This window comes from Microbispora hainanensis, assembly GCF_006874475.1.
GTDB classification, from domain to species: Bacteria; Actinomycetota; Actinomycetes; order Streptosporangiales; family Streptosporangiaceae; genus Microbispora; species Microbispora hainanensis.
Genome location: NZ_VIRM01000007.1, coordinates 89,783 through 106,582, shown reverse-complemented (window position 1 = coordinate 106,582; position 16,800 = coordinate 89,783). Strand labels below are relative to the sequence as shown.

17 protein-coding genes are annotated in these 16,800 nt (G+C 72.6%); 9 read left to right on the top strand and 8 right to left on the bottom strand.

Going from position 1 to position 16,800, the window contains the following annotated elements; genetic code table 11:
* Nucleotides 1-11 precede the first annotated feature (11 nt).
* The 4 genes from FLX08_RS08270 to FLX08_RS08255 are packed head-to-tail and all read right to left on the bottom strand — an operon-like array spanning nt 12 to nt 4,395.
* On the bottom strand, nt 12-659 hold the full coding sequence (locus FLX08_RS08270; protein ID WP_142617622.1) for a response regulator: 648 nt from the start codon (nt 657-659) through the stop codon (nt 12-14).
* Nucleotides 656-2,023, bottom strand: coding sequence for a sensor histidine kinase (locus FLX08_RS08265; protein WP_208761325.1), 1,368 nt, complete (start codon nt 2,021-2,023; stop codon nt 656-658). The genes FLX08_RS08270 and FLX08_RS08265 overlap by 4 nt, the downstream gene beginning before the upstream one ends.
* A gap of 43 nt (nt 2,024-2,066) precedes the next feature.
* Nucleotides 2,067-3,380 carry an alpha-amylase family protein gene (locus FLX08_RS08260; RefSeq protein WP_142617621.1) on the bottom strand — a complete coding sequence of 438 codons (1,314 nt, stop codon included), beginning with the start codon at nt 3,378-3,380 and terminating at the stop codon, nt 2,067-2,069.
* Nucleotides 3,381-3,408: 28 nt separating this feature from the next.
* Nucleotides 3,409-4,395 carry a hypothetical protein gene (locus FLX08_RS08255; protein ID WP_142617620.1) on the bottom strand — a complete coding sequence of 329 codons (987 nt, stop codon included), beginning with the start codon at nt 4,393-4,395 and terminating at the stop codon, nt 3,409-3,411.
* A gap of 119 nt (nt 4,396-4,514) precedes the next feature.
* Between FLX08_RS08255 and FLX08_RS08250 the strand changes: the two genes are divergently transcribed.
* Both FLX08_RS08250 and FLX08_RS08245 read left to right on the top strand, forming a co-directional pair.
* Complete coding sequence (locus FLX08_RS08250) at nt 4,515-5,402, top strand: DUF2268 domain-containing putative Zn-dependent protease (RefSeq protein ID WP_142617619.1); 888 nt, start codon at nt 4,515-4,517, stop codon at nt 5,400-5,402.
* 50 nt (nt 5,403-5,452) lie between these two features.
* Complete coding sequence (locus FLX08_RS08245) at nt 5,453-6,220, top strand: sulfite exporter TauE/SafE family protein (RefSeq protein ID WP_142617618.1); 768 nt, start codon at nt 5,453-5,455, stop codon at nt 6,218-6,220.
* 147 nt (nt 6,221-6,367) lie between these two features.
* Here FLX08_RS08245 and FLX08_RS40465 read toward each other — a convergent pair whose 3' ends face one another.
* Nucleotides 6,368-6,532, bottom strand: coding sequence for a hypothetical protein (locus FLX08_RS40465; RefSeq protein WP_167530318.1), 165 nt, complete (start codon nt 6,530-6,532; stop codon nt 6,368-6,370).
* Between the two features lie 332 nt (nt 6,533-6,864).
* The gene (locus tag FLX08_RS08240) at nt 6,865-7,890 is read right to left on the bottom strand and encodes a zinc-binding dehydrogenase (RefSeq protein WP_142617617.1); all 1,026 of its coding nucleotides are present in this window, start codon (nt 7,888-7,890) and stop codon (nt 6,865-6,867) included.
* Between the two features lie 773 nt (nt 7,891-8,663).
* Between FLX08_RS08240 and FLX08_RS08235 the strand changes: the two genes are divergently transcribed.
* The 4 genes from FLX08_RS08235 to FLX08_RS08220 all read left to right on the top strand — a co-directional run bounded on the left by FLX08_RS08235 (nt 8,664) and on the right by FLX08_RS08220 (nt 13,516).
* Nucleotides 8,664-9,983, top strand: a complete 1,320-nt coding sequence (locus FLX08_RS08235; protein ID WP_142617616.1) for a sugar ABC transporter substrate-binding protein — start codon at nt 8,664-8,666, stop codon at nt 9,981-9,983.
* Nucleotides 9,984-10,354: 371 nt separating this feature from the next.
* A complete protein-coding gene (locus tag FLX08_RS08230; protein ID WP_244312483.1) occupies nt 10,355-11,266 on the top strand; it encodes a carbohydrate ABC transporter permease in 912 nt (303 codons plus the stop codon).
* Nucleotides 11,259-12,098 (top strand): carbohydrate ABC transporter permease, encoded by an 840-nt coding sequence (locus FLX08_RS08225; protein WP_142617615.1) that lies wholly within the window; start codon nt 11,259-11,261, stop codon nt 12,096-12,098. Before FLX08_RS08230 ends, FLX08_RS08225 begins: the two co-directional genes overlap by 8 nt.
* A gap of 47 nt (nt 12,099-12,145) precedes the next feature.
* Nucleotides 12,146-13,516 carry a GH1 family beta-glucosidase gene (locus tag FLX08_RS08220; RefSeq protein WP_142617614.1) on the top strand — a complete coding sequence of 457 codons (1,371 nt, stop codon included), beginning with the start codon at nt 12,146-12,148 and terminating at the stop codon, nt 13,514-13,516.
* 22 nt (nt 13,517-13,538) lie between these two features.
* On the opposite strand, the gene FLX08_RS08215 is transcribed toward FLX08_RS08220, so the two are convergent.
* Nucleotides 13,539-14,588 carry a LacI family DNA-binding transcriptional regulator gene (locus tag FLX08_RS08215; protein WP_142617613.1) on the bottom strand — a complete coding sequence of 350 codons (1,050 nt, stop codon included), beginning with the start codon at nt 14,586-14,588 and terminating at the stop codon, nt 13,539-13,541.
* Between the two features lie 179 nt (nt 14,589-14,767).
* Between FLX08_RS08215 and FLX08_RS08210 the strand changes: the two genes are divergently transcribed.
* From FLX08_RS08210 to FLX08_RS08200, 3 genes are all read left to right on the top strand, one after another.
* Complete coding sequence (locus FLX08_RS08210; protein WP_142617612.1) at nt 14,768-15,301, top strand: GNAT family N-acetyltransferase; 534 nt, start codon at nt 14,768-14,770, stop codon at nt 15,299-15,301.
* A 49-nt stretch (nt 15,302-15,350) separates the two neighbouring features.
* Nucleotides 15,351-15,797, top strand: coding sequence for a protein-tyrosine phosphatase family protein (locus FLX08_RS08205; RefSeq protein ID WP_142617611.1), 447 nt, complete (start codon nt 15,351-15,353; stop codon nt 15,795-15,797).
* A gap of 65 nt (nt 15,798-15,862) precedes the next feature.
* Nucleotides 15,863-16,612, top strand: a complete 750-nt coding sequence (locus tag FLX08_RS08200; protein ID WP_244312482.1) for a sulfite exporter TauE/SafE family protein — start codon at nt 15,863-15,865, stop codon at nt 16,610-16,612.
* Here FLX08_RS08200 and FLX08_RS08195 read toward each other — a convergent pair.
* Nucleotides 16,597-16,788, bottom strand: a complete 192-nt coding sequence (locus FLX08_RS08195) for a hypothetical protein (protein WP_142617610.1) — start codon at nt 16,786-16,788, stop codon at nt 16,597-16,599. The two genes, FLX08_RS08200 and FLX08_RS08195, sit on opposite strands and share 16 nt — an antisense overlap.
* Between the last annotated feature and the right edge of the window lie 12 nt (nt 16,789-16,800).

Genomic DNA, 16,800 nt, shown 5'->3' with positions numbered 1-16,800 from the left:
GGAACGGGGGCTCAGCGGGGGGAGACGAAGCCCGACTCGTAGGCGGCGACCACCGCCTGCGTGCGGTCGCGGGCGCCCAGCTTGGTCAGGACGTTTCCCACGTGGGTCTTGACGGTCTCCGTCCCGACGACGAGCTCGGCGGCGATCTCCGCGTTCGACAGGCCGCGTGCCATCAGCCGCAGCACGTCCCCCTCACGCCCGGTGAGCCGCTCGATGCCGGGGAAGGCGCGGGCGGTGCCGCGGGCCGCGACCAGCGACCGGACGGCGGCGGGGAACAGCAGCGAGTCGCCCGCCGCGACCACCCGGATCGCCTGGACGAGCTCGTCCGCCCTCGCCCGCTTGAGCAGGAAGCCGCTCGCGCCGGCCCGCAGCGCCTCGTAGACGTAGTCGTCGTTCTCGAACGTCGTCACCACCACGACCTTGGGCCCGCCCTCGGCGGCCGTGAGGGCTCGTGTCGCCTGGATGCCGTCCACCCTGGGCATGCGTACGTCCATCAGGACGACGTCGGGCAGGAGCGAGCGGGCCAGCGACACCGCCGAGGCGCCGTCGGCCGCCTCACCCACGACTCTCAGGCCGGGCTCCGACTCGATGATGATCCGCAGGCCGGTGCGGATCAGGTCTTCGTCGTCGGCCAGCAGCACCCCGATGCTCGTGCTCATATCCCCGCCCGTCCCTCGCCGGAGTCCTCGCTCATGCCCTTGCCCGCGTCTGCCGAGCGGGCGCCGGGGAGCCGGGCGGTGTCCGCGCCCGGAAGAGGAACGCGGACCTCGACCCGCCACATCCCGCCGTCGCCTTCCGCCTTCACCCGGCCGCCGAGCAGCGTCACCCGCTCGCGGATGCCGTCCAGCCCGTGCCCCGCCCCGCCGCTCCCGTCGCCGGTCGCCCCGCCGCTGCTCCCGCCGGGCCGGCGTGGGCCGGGCAGGCCGCGCCCGGGGTCTGCATGGACCTCGTTGCGCACGCACACCTCAAGGACGTGGTCGCGCACGCCGGCGTCCACCTCGATGGAACCGGTGCCATAGCGGATCGCGTTGGTCACCGCCTCCTGCACGACGCGGTAGGCCTCCCGGGAGATCACGGGAGGGATCCCGGACAGCTCGCCCAGCCGCCGGATGACCGGCCTGTCCCCGGGGCCGGCGGAGTCGAGCAACGCGGGAAGGTCGTCGAGGGACGGCTCCGGCGAGGCCCGCCCACCGCCCTCCCGCAGCACGCCGATCACGTGGTCGAGCTCGTCCAGCGCGCTCCGGGCGGAGGTCTCGATCGCCTCCAGCGCGGCCCGGGCGGTGGCGGGATCCCGGTCGAGCACCCGCCCGGCAGCGGCGGCCTGCACGGCCACCACACTGAGGGCGTGGCCCACCGAGTCGTGCAGCTCCCTGGCGAGCCGGTTGCGAACGGCCAGCCGGTGGGCCTCCCGGCGCGCCAGGGCGAGGCGGTCGGCCGCGGACGGCCCGAGGAAGGCGGGGGCCAGGCGGGCGAGGAGCGCACCGGCGCCGATCGCGAGGAAGAGCAGGCAGACGAGGACCGCCACCCCTGCGAGGGGGCCCCACATCGTCGCCCGGCCGCCGCGAATCCCGTGATCGACGAGCCCGAGGTGATCGCCGGCCAGCGGCAGGACCGCGAGCCAGACCGCGAACGGCACAACGGCCAGGGTCATCCCACTCACCAGACCGCCGATCCCGAGGTGCAGGGTGAACCATGCCGCCGTCCGGCGGCGTTCTGACCAGGTCCGCCGTACGGAGGACGGCGGGGCCTCCACCGCCACGCCCAGCAGGGCGCGGGCGGCGGTGGCCTCGAAGGCCCGGACCGGCAGGAACAGCCCCGAGGCGGCCACCGCCGGGAGCACCCCGATGAAGATCAACGGCTGCACCGACAGCAACGGGTCGCCGACGTCCGGCACCGGACGCCACAGCACCGTCGCGACCTCTCCGGCCATCATGTAGGGCATGAGCAGCGCCCCGCCGACGATCAGGCAGGCCCACCTGCGGTAGGTGAGCCTGTCGAGCAGCGGGGCGAGGACACGGTTCACGGTCCGATGGTGCCGCACCCGGGGCGAGTGCGGTGCCGTCCGGTCACGGCCTGTGGACGAGCACCCGCCACCCGTGCGCGGGCACGAGAGCGGGATCCCCGTCCGGGCCGCCCGCCCCGGCACAGCCGTCCGCGACGGTCAGACGGGATAGGTCCAGCGGGAAGCGATAGGCGTCGTCGCCGATGTTGAGCAGCGTGACCACTTCTCCCTCCGCTCCCTGACTGCGCAGCGCGAGGGCCCTGTTGGCGACGTGCTCGGCCTTCGTGCGAGCGCGGACCAGCCAGGGGTGCCGCCGGCGCAGGCCGACGAGCCGCTGGTGCAGCCGGTAGACGGGCATGCCCTGTGAGGGCAGGTCGCCCGGGTCGTCGGGGAAGGCGGGCCGGATCGCGTCGTCGCCCCCGGCGCGTTCCTCCTTGATCCCGAGGAACGCCTGCTCGTCGCCGTAATAGAGGCTCGGCACCCCGCCCACCGTCAGCAGGACGGCCAGCGCGTGCCCCAGGTGCCGCGGATCGGTGAGTTTGCTGGCCAGGCGCGTCACGTCGTGGTTGCCGACGAACGTCATCGGCGCGAACACATCCAGCAGCCCGTTGTGCCGGTCGAGCGCCCAGGCGAGCTCGAAGAAGTTGCCGTCGTTGAGCGAGCTCCAGATGGCCTTCCAGAGCTCGTACTGCGTCACCGAGTCGAGCCCGCCCTCGGTCACGTACGCCGTGTAGTCGCCGTGGATCACCTCGCCGGCGAACCAGGCGTCCGGATGCTCCCGCCGCACCCGGGTGACGGCCTCCCGCCAGAAGGCGCGCGGCACCGCGTAGGCCGCGTCGAGCCGCCAGCCGGACGCGCCGCGGTCGAGCCAGTGGCCCATCACCCGTACGACGTGGTCGAGGACGGCGGGCTCCGCGTGGTTCAGCGCGACCAGATGATCGTGGCCCTCGAACACGGCGAAGCCGTCCGCGCCGTCACCGGGACGGAACCAGCGGGCGGCGGGGGAGTCCGGCCCCTCCGCGAGCGCCCGCGCGAAGACCGGAAACCCCCTGCCCACGTGGTTGAACACGCCGTCGAGCAGCACCCGCAGCCCGCGCCGCCGCGCCTGCGCCACCAGGTGGTCGAAGTCGTCGTCGTCCCCGAGCCGGGGGTCGATACGGAAATGGTCCACCGTGTCATATCCGTGCGTCTCGGACGCGAAGATCGGGCCGAGCTGGAGACCCGAACAGCCGAGGTTCACGGCGTAGTCGAGCCAGCTCTCCAGACGCCGCAGCCGATGCGAGACCGGCGTTCCCTCGGGCGCCGCCGTCAATGGGGCGCCGGTGAAACCCAGCGGGTAGACATGCCACCAGATCGCGTGGTCGCTCCACGACGTCACGTCAGCTCCTCACCGTTCGTCCCTCTGATCACAGTGTCGTCGTCGCTGCACCCTCCCGCGCCGTCGCCCCCTCCACGCGGGCGTGCCGTACGAAGGCGGGACGCCCCCGGCCGCAGGCGCGGCAGACGCCGCGCGTGCGGTGGTGGTAGCCGACGGCCGCCGTCCCCATCGCCAGGCCCCAGGCGAGGAACCAGGGATAGATGACGTCGAACACCCAGGGAGAGATGCCCTCCAGGGACGGATTCGCGAGGCCGAGGGCGACCGCGACGCGCAGTCCCGTGCCGAGGACGCCGACCGGCACCAGCATCACACTCCCCACGAAGGCGGCGGTCAGCGGCATCCATCGCGGCATGCGCAGCGGCGGCCGCCAGGTCCGGGCGAAACCGAGCCCGAGCGCCATGCCGATCAGCGCGAGCACCCCCGTGTCGCCCAGCCCCGGCGTCCACAGGTGCACGTCTCCGAACGCGCGGGGATCGGTGAGGCCGACCGTGCCCCCGAGGCCCCACTGCACCTTCAGCGCGCCGTACCCCGCCGCGAGCAGCACGGTCAGGTATCCGGCGCGGACGCTCAGCCTCTGCCACGATCCCTGACCCTGCCACGTCTCCCGGCCCCCGCCGGCGGGAGAGGGGCAGCCCGCGTCGTCGCGTTCTTCGCGGCCCGCCGCATCGCGGCCGGTCGTGCCGTGGCCGGTCGCGCCGTGGGCCTGCCGCTGCCCGCAGCGTTCGCAGGCGCCGCGCGCACGGCGGCGACGCCGTACGGCGGTGACGAGGAGAGTCGTGCCTACGGCCAGTGCGGCGGCGCGGGCGGCGGCCATCGGCAGGTCGACGCCCAGGTCGACGACGCCGGGCTCCCCGGTGACCGCCTCGATCCCCGCCATGATCCCGCCCACGATGTCGAAGGCGATCCCGCTCGCCCCGGTGCCGGCCAGCGCGAGACCGGCCACGGCCATGGCGGCGGTGGCGAGCGCGCCGCTGCGCGTGGGCCGTGGGGGCCGGCGAAGGTGTGTGGTTTCCATGACTTCCAGGTTCGCGGTCGTCGCCCCGCCGGGCCTCCCCACGGGGCGGGACCCGCATCCCCCGCGCGGGGGAAAAGCCGCTTGAGCCTCACGTTGCGTGAGCTTCTAGCGTCGGCGGCATGGAGATCATCGTTCACGACACGGCCCCCGCGATGGCCGAGCTGCTGGCCGCACCCCTCGCGGAACGGCCCGCCGCGCTCACCGCCATGCTGCGCCCGATGTGGGACGCCGTGCCCTGGATGCCGGTCACCGACGTCGTCGGGATGCATCACCAGGGCTTCGGCTTCCGCGTCGACCGGGACGACGAGCGCTACCCGCCCGCGCTGCGGCGGATGCGCGACGCGGGGGTGTGGGAGCAGGTCCACGACGCGCTCACCGCCGCGTGGAAGCACCAGTGCGAGGCCGTTCCCGGCATCCGGCGCCCCGAGACGCTGCAGGTCTACATCGTCCTCGGCGACCCGGACGCGGAGCACCTGGTGCGGCGCAACCACGGCTACCTCGGCATGAGCGGCAAGGGCCTGGTCTACCTTCTCGTCTGGCCGGCCGAGGAGAACCTCGGCCGCCTCGGGCACTGCGCCGTGCACGAGCTCAACCACAACATCAGGACGTCGAACGTCCCCTGGGAGGACCCCGCCGCCGTCACCCTCGGCGAGCGGGTCGTCTCCGAGGGGCTCGCCGAGGCGTTCGTCCGCGAGCTGTACGGACCGGAGGGGCTCGGGCCCTGGAGCACCTCCCTCCAGGGGGCCGCGCTCGACGCCGCGTGCGCCGCGATCGCCGGGGCCGTGAACCTGACCGGCATGCACAACTTCACGGCGTACGTGCACGGGGACGCCACGGCGGAGCTGATGGGGCAGACGCCGGTCGGCCTGCCCGACCACGCGGGCTATCCCGTCGGGCTGCGGATCGTCGACGCCCACCTCGCCGCCTCGGGCCTGACGGCCGCCGAGAGCACGGTGTTGCCCGGAAAGGAGATCCTGGCCAACGCCGGGCTTCCGGTCGCCCGATAGGCTCGCTCGTCGGATCCGTCAAATGGGGGCAAAGAGGAAGGAAGAGCCATATGGGTGCCGGAGAGGTGGTGCTCCTGCTTCTCGCCGCCGTGGCCGCCGGATGGGTGGACGCCGTAGTGGGCGGGGGAGGGCTGCTCCAGCTTCCGGTGCTCCTGCTGGCCGGTCTCACCCCGGTCCAGGCGCTGGCGACGAACAAGTCCGCCGCGATCTTCGGGACGGGGTCGGCCGCCATCACCTACGCGAGAAAGACGAAGTTCGACCGGGCGGTGGCGGTGCCGGCCGCGGCGCTCGCGGTCGCCTTCGCCGGCCTCGGCGCCGCCTCGGCGGCGCTGCTCGACGCGGACGTGCTGAAGCCGCTGGTGATGGTCGTGCTGCTGGGCGTGGGGGCGTTCGTGACGCTGCGGCCGGGGTTCGGCCGCCTGCCCCACCCGCAGCTGCGTACGAGTGCCCGGGTGGTGACGGGGGTCGCGGTCGCGGGCGTCGGCATCGCGTTCTACGACGGCATCGTGGGGCCGGGCACCGGCACGTTCCTGCTCATCGCGTTCACCTCGATCCTCGGGATGGACTTCGTCCACGCGTCCGCCACCGCGAAGGTCGTCAACACCGGCACCAACCTCGGGGCGCTCGTCGTCTTCGCCGTGCAGGGCCACGTGGTGTGGGCGCTCGGCCTGGCCATGGCCGTCTGCAACATCGCCGGAGCGCAGGTCGGCGCGCGGATGGCGCTCAACCGGGGAGCGGGGTTCGTGCGCGTCGTCCTGCTGTGCGTGGTGGCCGCCCTGGTCGCCAAGCTCGGGTACGACCAGTTCCTCAGTCGATGAGATCGCACAGGCCGGGCCCGAGGGGTGGCGGGAAGGGCGACGCCGCCGGTCGAACCGCCGTGGAGCACCACCTTCCGCACCCGATAGGAGAGTGCGGTGAGCTCGGCGCGCGGCCAGGAACAGGCGACGAGCGCCGCGGCGCGGCCGTCAGCCAGTTGGGCAGCCAACCGCCAGGTCCTCGTGCCGGCTGAGCGCGCGGAAGGGGACGACGACCCGCCACTGCCGCGGCGGCCGGGCCAGCAGGGCGGATGCCTCGGCGACCAGGTCCGTCGCCGACAGGTTGAGGTGGCCGGCGCGGAGCCAGCGCTGCACACCGGCCAGGCTGTGCCCGCTGTCGAGCAGATGTGCGGCGACGGCTCAGGCCACGCGTTCGGCCCGCGGCGGCTCCTGCGCCGCCACACAGGACGACCAGCGGTTGAGACAGCCGGGCCGCCCGATGTCGATGAGGTGGCGCAGCTTGCGGCCCAGAAGACCGCGCCCTCGGGGGCAAGAGCCCCGGATTAGCCTGTGTTCGCTTGCGCGATGGTCAGAACATGCCCGGTTCCGCGTCCGCAGCACCGGGATTTCGCGGGAACCTTGACGCGTGTCGTCGCGGCAGCGTCGGAGTGACCGTCAACTCGACCGTGTCTGCCCGGTTTGTGGCGTCAGGACGGGGCGGCCGTGGGTTCGACCACGACCTTGAGCCCGCGCCGGGAGACGGCGGCGGCGAAGGCCTCCGGCGTTGCCGCGAGCGGGAAGCGGTCGGTGACCAGCGACGACACGTCCACCGACCCGTTCTCCACGAGGCGGATCGCCCGGGGATAGGTGAGGTTCATCCGCCGGACCAGCGCGAGCGTGAGGCCCTTGCGCCGGGCCAGCGACGCGGGGAACGACGTGCGGTCCTCGTCGGGGATGCCGGCCAGCACGACACGGCCGCCGGGCCGGGCCGCGGTCATGGCCGTGCGCACCGCGTCGTCGTTGCCCGCCACCTCGAAGGCCACCCGTACGCCGAGGCCGTCGAGCCCGTCGATACCGGTCCACGCGGCCGGTCCCGCTTCCGCCGGGGGCAGGGCGTGGTCGGCGCCGAGCCGCAGGGCGGCTGCACGGCGGTGCGGCAGGGGATCGACGGCGACCACCGTCGAGGCGCCGGCGAGCCGGGCGAGCTGGACCACCAGCAGCCCGATCGGCCCGCAGCCGACGACGGCGACGGGCGCCCCGAGCCCTAGGTGTCCCAGGTCGACGGCGTGGATCGCCACACCGAGCGGTTCGAGCATGGCCCCGTCGGCGGCGGAGAGCGCGTCGGGCAGCGGGTGCAACAGGTCGTCGGGCCAGGCGAGATACTCGCGCAGGCCGCCGTCGAGCGTGCCGTGCCCGGCGAAGCGAACGTCCGGGCACAGGTTGCCGTATCCCGTCGCGCACACCGTGCACCGGCCGCAGGGGATGGCGGGATCCACCGCGACCCGCGTGCCGTGCCGTGGGCCGCCCTCGATCACTCCGGCGATCTCGTGCCCCACGACGAGCGGATCGTCCAGCACCGCGTCGCCGATGCCTCCCTCGGAGTACCAGTGCAGGTCGGAGCCGCACAGGCCGACGGCGGTGACCCGCACGAGGCTCTCGCCGGGCCCCGGCACGGGGCGAGGTTCCTCGGACAGCCCGATGTCGCCCACCTTGTGCAGCCGGGCGGCCCTCACGGCCTGGTCCCTCGCGCCATCGACGCTCCCCCCTTGATCCGTCCGTTTTCTTGATCGTAACCCCGTGCCCGATCCGGACGTACGGCGCCTGCCGCCGATGGCGGCCGGCTCGACGTATTGAGCGGGGTCACGTGCGTTGCGGACAGACGCGTACGGCCGGGCGGGGGTGGTGTGCCACGGGGCGGCGGGGATGGCCGGGGCGTGCCGGCGTGCGGTGGGGAAACGGCGGCCTCTCTTCAGTGGAGATACGGAGAGCTTCGAGCGGAGATGCGGGAGAGCGGGTGGAGAACGCGTGGAGAGCCGGTGGGAGAGCGGGTGGGAGAGCGCTTTCCCAGAGCGTGAAGCCTGGCGGCCGCCCTGTCAAGGCCGGCTCTCAACACCAGGGAAACCCGCAGGTCATCTGGGTGAAATCGGACCGGGCCGGACGGCTGCCCGGGCGCGGGGGAGGGCCGCCCCTTGACACTCTCCGCCTTCCGCGACACTCCCCTTCTTGGAGAGCGCTCTCCAAGCCGACGGCGGTGAGGAGAGCCGGTGCTCGCCTGACCGGCACCCCTCACCTGGGACGACGCCCGCGGCCGCGGGGCCGTCCGCACCGTGCTGCCGCAGGACCACGCCGTGACGGCGCGCTGTTCATCGGCACGTGCTGTCACGGCGCGCGCTGTGACGGCTCGTGCCGTCCGGAACCGCGCTGTCACCGGCGTGAGGACTGTTCACCCCCCAGGCCGCCGCCTCCACGGGCGGGCGGTCGCACCGCAAGAGTGAGGACAACACCCGTGCGCAGACGCAAGCCATATCTCTTCGCCGTCGCCGGAGCCCTCGTGCTCGCCGCGACGGCTTGCGGCGCCGACGACTCGTCGTCCACGGCCGGCTCGGCCGGTGGGAGCGCGGCTCAGACGATCACCTACTGGGCGTCCAACCAGGGCACCAGCCTGGAGAACGACAAGGAGGTGCTCAAGCCCGAGCTGGACAGGTTCACCAAGGAGACGGGGATCAAGGTGAACCTGGAGGTCGTCCCGTGGGCCGACCTGCTCAACCGGATCCTCGCCGCGACCACGTCGGGCAAGGGCCCGGACGTCGTCAACATCGGCAACACCTGGTCGGCCTCGCTGCAGGTGACCGGGGCGTTCGTGCCCTGGGACGACGCCCTGCTCAAGACGCTCGGCGGCAAGGAGCGCTTCCTCGGACCCAGCCTCGCCGCGACCGGCGCCCCCGGTCAGCCGCCCACCGCCGTGCCGATCTACGGCATGACCTACGGCCTCTTCTACAACAAGAAGATGTTCAAGGAGGCCGGCATCGACAAGCCGCCGGCGACCTGGGACGAGCTGATCGCGGACGGCAAGAAGCTGACCAAGGACGGCAAGTGGGGGCTCGCGGTCGAGGGCGCGAGCGTCAGCGAGAACGCCCACCACGCCTTCATCTTCGGCCAGCAGCACGGCGCGGAGCTGTTCGACGCCTCCGGCAAGCCGCAGTTCGACTCCGACCAGGAGGTCGCGGCCATCAAGCAGTACCTCGACCTGATGGCCGTCCACAAGATCGTCAACCCGAGCAACGCCGAATATGCCAACGGCACCGAGGCGGTGCAGGACTTCGTCTCCGGCAAGGCCGGCATGCTGATGTGGCAGTCGATCGCCACCCAGCTCAAGCAGGCCGGCTGGACCGAGGACGACTACGGCCTGGCCCCGATCCCGCTGCCCGGCCCCTCGCAGGGCGGCAAGCAGGTCAACGCGATGGTCGCCGGCATCAACCTCGCCGTGTTCAAGACGGCCGCCAACAAGGACGGGGCGCTGAAGTTCGCCCAGTTCATGACGTCGAAGCAGACGCAGCAGAACCTCAACAAGGCGTACGGCTCGCTGCCGACCGTCACGGACGCCTACGACGACCCGGCGTTCGAGAGCCAGACGATCAAGACGTTCCAGCAGATCCTGTCCAGCACGGCCGCGCCGCTGCCGCAGGTGGCGCAGGAGAGCCAGTTCGAGACGCTCGTGGGCAACGCGATGAACCAGCTGTTCGCCGACGCCGCGAGCGGCAAGGCGGTCACGGCGGAGGCCGTCAAGGCGAAGCTGACCGAGGCCGACCAGCAGATGGGCGGCTGAGCGGCCCGATGACCCGGCGCCGGGCGGAGGCTCCGCCCGGCGCCCCGACGCAGACCCTCGACATCGAGAGGAAGTCCGTGACTCCTCCGTCCCCTGAAGAGGACGGCTTCTCGCTGTCCCCGGCCGAGGCGGCCGGGGCAGACGACGGCCAAGCCCTGACCGATGCCCCTGCCGGGCGCACTAGGACGGCATCGGGCGGCAAGCGTTCCCCCCACCCGGCGCCGGATGCGGCGGCGGTGTCGACCATGTCGTCCACCACGCCCCGGCCCCACTCGGAAACCCCTACGTCTCCGCGAAGGCCTTCGCGAAGCTCCACGTCCCCGGAAAAACCTCTGTCTCCGGGCGGCGGGAGGCGGGGGTTCGCGGACCGGGTGCCGGTGCGGGTGCGCCGCGCCGCCCTGCCCTACCTGCTGATCCTCCCGGCCGTGCTGCTCGAACTGCTCGTCCACCTCGTCCCGATGCTGATCGGCATCGGGATGAGCTTCCTGAAGCTCACCCAGTTCTTCCTGCGCAACTGGTCGGCCGCGCCGTTCGCGGGGCTGGACAACTACACCGTCGCCGTCGACTTCGACAGCGCGGTCGGCCGCTCGCTGCTGCACTCGTTCCTCGTCACCGTCGTGTTCACCGTGCTCACCGTCGGGCTGGCGTGGCTGCTCGGCATCTGCGGCGCGGTGCTCATGCAGGGCTCGTTCCGGGGCCGGGCCGTGCTGCGCGCGCTGTTCCTCGTGCCGTACGCCCTGCCGGTCTACGCCGGGGTGATCACCTGGAGCTTCCTGCTCCAGCGCGACTCGGGGCTGGTCAATCACGTGCTCGTGGACCAGTTGCACCTGTTCGGCGAGCGGCCGTTCTGGCTGATCGGGTCCAACAGCTTCTGGTCAATCATCGTGGTCTGCGTCTGGCGGTCGTGGCCGTTCGCCTTCCTCGTGCTGATGGCCGGGCTGCAGAACATCCCCGGCGACCTGTACGAGGCGGCCGCGATCGACGGCGCGGGCTGGGGCCGGCGGCTGCGCGCGGTGACGCTGCCCATGCTGCGCCCCGTCAACCAGGTGCTCGTCCTGGTGCTGTTCCTGTGGACGTTCAACGACTTCAACACGCCGTACGTGCTGTTCGGCAAGTCGGCGCCGCACGAGGCGGACCTGATCTCGATCCACATTTACCAGAGCTCGTTCGTCACCTGGAACTTCGGCTCGGGCTCGGCCATGTCGGTGCTGCTCCTGCTGTTCCTGCTGGTGGTGACCGCCGTGTATCTGGTGGCGACGTCCCGGAGGAGGAGCGATGCGTGACCCCCGCTGGCTGCCGTGGGCGCGGTGGGCCGGTCTCGGCCTGCTCGGCCTGTTCACCCTGACCCCGCTCTACGTGATGCTGACGTCGGCGATCAAGCCGCTGCAGGACGTGCAGGGGGACTTCGACTGGATCCCCACGACGATCACGCTGCGGCCGTTCGCCGACATGTGGCGGACGGTCCCGCTGGCGCGTTACTTCGCCAACAGCCTGATCGTGTCGTCGGTGGCCGCGCTGGTGTCGGTCCTCATCGCGATCTTCGCGGCGTACGCCATCAGCCGCTTCCGCTTCCCGGGCCGGCGGATCTTCTCGGTCACCGTGCTGTCGACGCAGATGTTCCCCGGCATCCTGTTCCTGCTCCCGCTGTTCATGATCTACGTGAACCTCGGGACCGCGCTCGGGGTCGAGCTGTATGCCAGCCGCACCGGGCTGATCATCACCTATCTGACCTTCTCGCTGCCGTTCTCGATCTGGATGCTGGCCGGATATTTCGACTCGATCCCGACCGCGCTGGACGAGGCCGCGCAGGTGGACGGCAGCGGCCCGATCGGGGCACTGCTGCGGGTCGTCCTGCCCGCCGCGACCCCGGGTATCGTGGCCGTCGCCATCTACGCGTTCATGACCGCCTGGGGAGAGGTGCTGTTCGCGTCGGTCATGACCGACGAGTCGAGCCGCACCCTGGCCGTCGGCCTCCAGGGGTACGCCACCGAGAACGACGTCTACTGGAACCAGATCATGGCGGCCTCCCTGGTCGTCAGCGTCCCCGTGGTGGCCGGGTTCCTGCTGCTGCAGCGCTACCTCGTGCAGGGGCTCACCGCGGGCGCCGTGAAGTGAACGCTCACCTTCACCACCATCACCGACGAATCAAGGAGAACCAGCGAATGGAGCCGCAGCGCGGCCATGTCCCCGATGTAACCGCTTTCACCGACTTCGTCTGGGGCGTCGCCACCTCGGCCTACCAGATCGAGGGCGCGACCCTCGAAGACGGCAGGCTGCCCTCGATCTGGGACACCTTCTGCGAGGTGCCCGGGGCGATCGACGGCGGCGACACCGGGAAGGTGGCCTGCGACCACTATCACCGGTGGCGTGAGGACGTCGGCCTGCTCGGGCAACTCGGCGTCGACGCCTACCGCTTCTCGGTGGCCTGGCCCCGCGTGGTGCCCGACGGCACGGGACCGGTCAACCCGCGCGGGCTCGCCTTCTACGACCGCCTCGTCGACGCCCTGCTCGACGCCGGCATCCGGCCGTTCGTGACCCTCTATCACTGGGACCTGCCCCAGGCGTTGCAGGACCGCGGCGGCTGGCCCGAGCGCGACACCGCCCAGCGCTTCGCCGACTACGCCGCCGTCGTGGCCGAACGGCTCGGCGACCGCGTCGCCGACTGGACGACGATCAACGAGCCGCTGTGCTGCTCTTGGCACGGCCATCTGGAGGGCTCCATGGCCCCCGGGGTGCGCGACCTGGAGGCGGCCGTCCGCACCTCCTATCACCTGCACCTCGGGCACGGCCTCGCGGTGCAGGCCGTACGGGCGGCGGCGCGGCTCACGCCGTCGATCGGGATCGTCAACAACCTCAGCCCGATCGACCCCGCGACCGGCAGCGAGGAGGACCACGCCGCCGCGCGCCGCCTCGACGGGCACGTCAACCGGTGGTGGCTCGACCCGGTGACCGGCCGCGGCTACCCCGAGGACATGCTCGCGGTGTACGGCGTCGACCTGCCGATCCGGCCGGGCGACCTGGAGACGATCGCCGCCCCGCTCGACTATCTGGGCGTCAACTACTACTTCCGCCAGGTGGTGGCGGCCGACCCCGAGGGGCCCGTGCCGTACGCGCGGCAGCTGGAGGTGCCGGGGGCGACGACCACGGCCATGGGCTGGGAGGTCGACGCGACCGGTCTGGAGCGCCTGCTGGTGCGCCTGGCCCGCGAGTACAACGCGCCCCGCCTGTACGTCACCGAGAGCGGGTCCGCGTGGCGCGACACGGTCGGCCCCGACGGGACGGTGGACGACCCGGAGCGCCTGGCCTACCTGGAGGACCACATCGCGGCCTGCGGCCGGGCCATCGAACAGGGGGCGCCGGTGGCGGGCTACTTCGCGTGGTCGCTGCTGGACAACTTCGAGTGGGCGTACGGATACGACAAGCGGTTCGGCCTGGTGCACGTCGACTACGAGACCCAGGCGCGGACCGTGAAGTCGAGCGGCCATCGCTACGCCGAGATCGTCAAGGCGAGCAAGGGGCTGCGCGTGGCGTGACAGACGCGGCGCCGGTGGTCCGTCAGGCCGACTGGCGGACCACCAGCGTCGGCCGCACGATGACCGAGGTGACCTGGAGGTCCGGGTCCGCGACGTGCGCGAGCAGCAGGCGGGCCATCTCGGCGGCCATGTCCTCCATCGGCTGGCGCACGGTCGTCAGCGGCGGGCGGCAGGTCACCGCGGCGCTGTCGTCGAACCCGATGACGGCGACGTCCTCGGGCACCCGGCGCCCGAGGTCGCGCAGCGCGAGCAGCGCGCCCTGCGCCATGAGGTCGTTGGCGACGAAGACGCCGTCGATGTCCGGGTGCTCCTTCATGAGCCGGTGCATGCCGGCCTCTCCGCTGGCGGGCATGAAGTCGCCCTCCACGGCCGGCACGTACGGGTGGCCGTGCCCGGCCATGGCCTCCTGGAACCCCGACAAGCGGTCCTGCGCGGCGGGCACGTCGAAGGGGCCGCTGATGGTGGCCACCCGGCGGCAGCCGCGCGCCACCAGGCGGTCGGCCGCGAGCGCCGCGCCGGCCCGGTGGGCGAGGTCGACGTAGCTGATCGGGATCGGCCGGGCGGGCCGCGCCCACAGCACGGCGGGCAGCCCGGCGTCCACCAGCAGCTTCGGCAGCGGGTCCTCCGCGTGGGTCGAGACGACCAGGGCGCCGTCGGCGCTGCCCTGCCGCAGGTAGGACACGACGTCGTCGCGGGTCTGCGCCGAGTCCGCGAGCATCAGCACCGGATGGATGCCCCGGGGCCGCAGATATCCCACCACCCCGCCGGCGACCCGGCCGAAGAACGGGTCGGCGAAGACGCGCGACTCGAACGGCTCGCCGCCCTTCGCGTCGCCCGCGCCCGACACGACCAGCGCGACCGCTCCCGTACGACGGGTGACGAGCGAGCGGGCGGCGCGGTTCGGCACGTAGCCGGTCGTCTCGATGGCGCGGTGCACCGCCTCCTGGATGTCCGGCGCGACGTTGCGGATTCCGTTGATCACACGCGACACGGTCGCCCGGGACACCCCCGCCACACGGGCGACATCCTCCAGCGTGGGGGCTCCCGACGTGTGCGGGAGATCGGTGCTCATGCAGCCATTTATAGCACGAAGTGGAGAGCGCTCTCCGGTTTGTCGGGGGCGGCCGGGCGGCGTCGGGGACGGGCCGGAATGCGATGATCCGGGCTGCGCCCACGCCGCCGGAGCGGACACGTGAACGTCCCGGCACGAGGCCGCCATCACCCGACGACACGTGAGGAAGACCGCCGGTAATGCCTGATCATCTGACCCTTCGGCCCGTCACGGAAGCCGACCTGGACGCCTTCGACGCGGCCTTCCAGAGCGAGAGCGGCGCGACACCGCACCAGTGGTTCGGATTCACTCCGACCATCGCGCTGCGGGAGGCGCTGCGCATCCGCGGGCTCCTGGCCGGAGCCGACAACATGCTCGCCGTCACCGTGGACGGCGAGCTCGCGGGGCGGGTCGAGTGGCTGGAGCGGCGCTGGGGCCGCCGTGACACGTCGCTGTGCTGGGAGATCGCCGCCGGCCTGCTGCCCGACTGGCGGGGCAGGGGAGTCGGGACCCGGGCACAGCGGGAGCTCGTCCGCTACCTGTTCACGCACACGCGGGTGGAACGCGTCCAGGCGACCACCGACCCGGAGAACACGGCCGAGATCCGGTGCCTGGAGAAGATCGGGTTCCGGCTGGAGGGCGTGGTCCGGCGCGCCCAGTGGCGGGGCGGGCGCTGGCACGACCAGCTCCTGTTCTCCATCCTGCGGGACGAGTTCGACCTCGCGGCCGGATGAGCCCGGAAATCCGCTGCAGGGGCCGCGCCTCGGAGGGCAGGATGAGGGCATGCCCATCGATGATCTTCCCGGTGCCATCCGGCTCCCCGACGGCACTCCGGTGCGGGGCCGCGGCTTGAGGAGGCCCACGCCGCCGGGCACCACCCTGCCCGACCACGGCCTCTATCTGGGCGGCCGGCGGCTCAGGGGCAAGCACGACGACGCCCTCACCTGGCCGCACGAGTGGATCGACTGGCCCGACTTCCTCCTGCCCCGGGACCACGAGCACGCGATCGGCCGCATCCGGGAGCTGCACACGCACGCGCGGGCCGGCCGCCGGGTCGAGGTCGCCTGCGGCGGGGGAGTCGGGCGCACCGGCACGGTGATCGCGTGCCTGGCCGTACTGTCGGGCCTGCCCGCCGACCGGGCCGTCGCCTGGGCCCGGGCCGAATATCACCCGCGGGCCGTGGAGACCCCCTGGCAGCGCCGCTGGGTGCTGCGCTTTCCCGCCTCCTGACGGACGCCGGGCATGAGGAGGAGGCCGGTATCGGCCGTCCGAAACCCGTGTGGTTGGGTGCCTCTGTGCTTGTGGACGTGCTGGAGCTGGCCGGGATCGGCCTGGTCGCCGGAGTCATCAGCACGGTGGTGAGCCTGGCCTCGATCGTGTCGTACCCCGCGCTGCTGGCCTTCGGCCTGCCGCCGCTGGCCGCGAACGTCACCAACACGGTCGCGCTGCTGTTCACCGGCGTGGGAGCGGCGGCCGGGTCGAGGCCCGAGCTGGCAGGCCAGGGACGTCTCCTCGGCCGCCTCGGGCTCGCCGCCGGGCTGGGCGGCGCGGCCGGCGCCGGGCTGCTGCTGGTCACGCCGTCGCGGACGTTCGAGATGGTCGCCCCGTGGCTGATCGCGGGCGCCTCGCTGCTGTTGCTGCGCCCGCAACGTCCCGGGCAGATGGGCCTCGGCGGGGAGAGCGGTCTGGCGCTGCGCGCGGGCGTCTTCTGCGTCGCCGTCTACACGGGCTACTTCGGCGCCGCGGGCGGGCTCATCATGTTCGCCGTGCTCGCGGCGGCGCTCGACCGGCCGGCGGCGGGCGTCAACGCGGTCAAGAACGTCGTCTCGGCGCTCGCCAACGCCGTCGCCGCCCTCTGGTTCGCCTTCCTCGGCCCGGTCGACTGGGCGGCGGTGGGCCCGCTGGCCGTGGGGTTCCTCGCGGGCGGCTGGCTCGGCCCGGCGGTCGCGCGCCGCCTGCCCGGCCGGACGCTGCGCCTCGCCGCGGCCCTGTGCGGCCTCGCGGTCGCGGTCAAGCTCGGCGTCGACGCCTACCGCGGCGCCTGAGCGGCGGTCCCGGGCGGCTCCGCTGCGGCGACGGCCTCGGCGTGCCGGGTGCGCAGGCGCTCCCGGATCTCCTCCGGCGTGTACGCACGCCGCCGCCGCTCGGCCCGGGCGATCACCACACCGGTCGCCGCGACACCCGCGAAGGCCGCGAGACCGAGTATCTTCCACCAGCGCATGTGCCTAGGCTA

Coding starts and splice junctions, on each gene's coding strand:
- FLX08_RS08270 (WP_142617622.1), bottom strand. CDS start 659: ATGAGCACGAGCATCGGGGTGCTGCTGGCCGACGACGAAGACCTGATC.
- FLX08_RS08255 (WP_142617620.1), bottom strand. CDS start 4,395: ATGGAAACCACACACCTTCGCCGGCCCCCACGGCCCACGCGCAGCGGC.
- FLX08_RS08250 (WP_142617619.1), top strand. CDS start 4,515: ATGGAGATCATCGTTCACGACACGGCCCCCGCGATGGCCGAGCTGCTG.
- FLX08_RS08245 (WP_142617618.1), top strand. CDS start 5,453: ATGGGTGCCGGAGAGGTGGTGCTCCTGCTTCTCGCCGCCGTGGCCGCC.
- FLX08_RS08225 (WP_142617615.1), top strand. CDS start 11,259: ATGCGTGACCCCCGCTGGCTGCCGTGGGCGCGGTGGGCCGGTCTCGGC.
- FLX08_RS08220 (WP_142617614.1), top strand. CDS start 12,146: ATGGAGCCGCAGCGCGGCCATGTCCCCGATGTAACCGCTTTCACCGAC.
- FLX08_RS08215 (WP_142617613.1), bottom strand. CDS start 14,588: ATGAGCACCGATCTCCCGCACACGTCGGGAGCCCCCACGCTGGAGGAT.
- FLX08_RS08210 (WP_142617612.1), top strand. CDS start 14,768: ATGCCTGATCATCTGACCCTTCGGCCCGTCACGGAAGCCGACCTGGAC.
- FLX08_RS08205 (WP_142617611.1), top strand. CDS start 15,351: ATGCCCATCGATGATCTTCCCGGTGCCATCCGGCTCCCCGACGGCACT.
- FLX08_RS08195 (WP_142617610.1), bottom strand. CDS start 16,788: ATGCGCTGGTGGAAGATACTCGGTCTCGCGGCCTTCGCGGGTGTCGCG.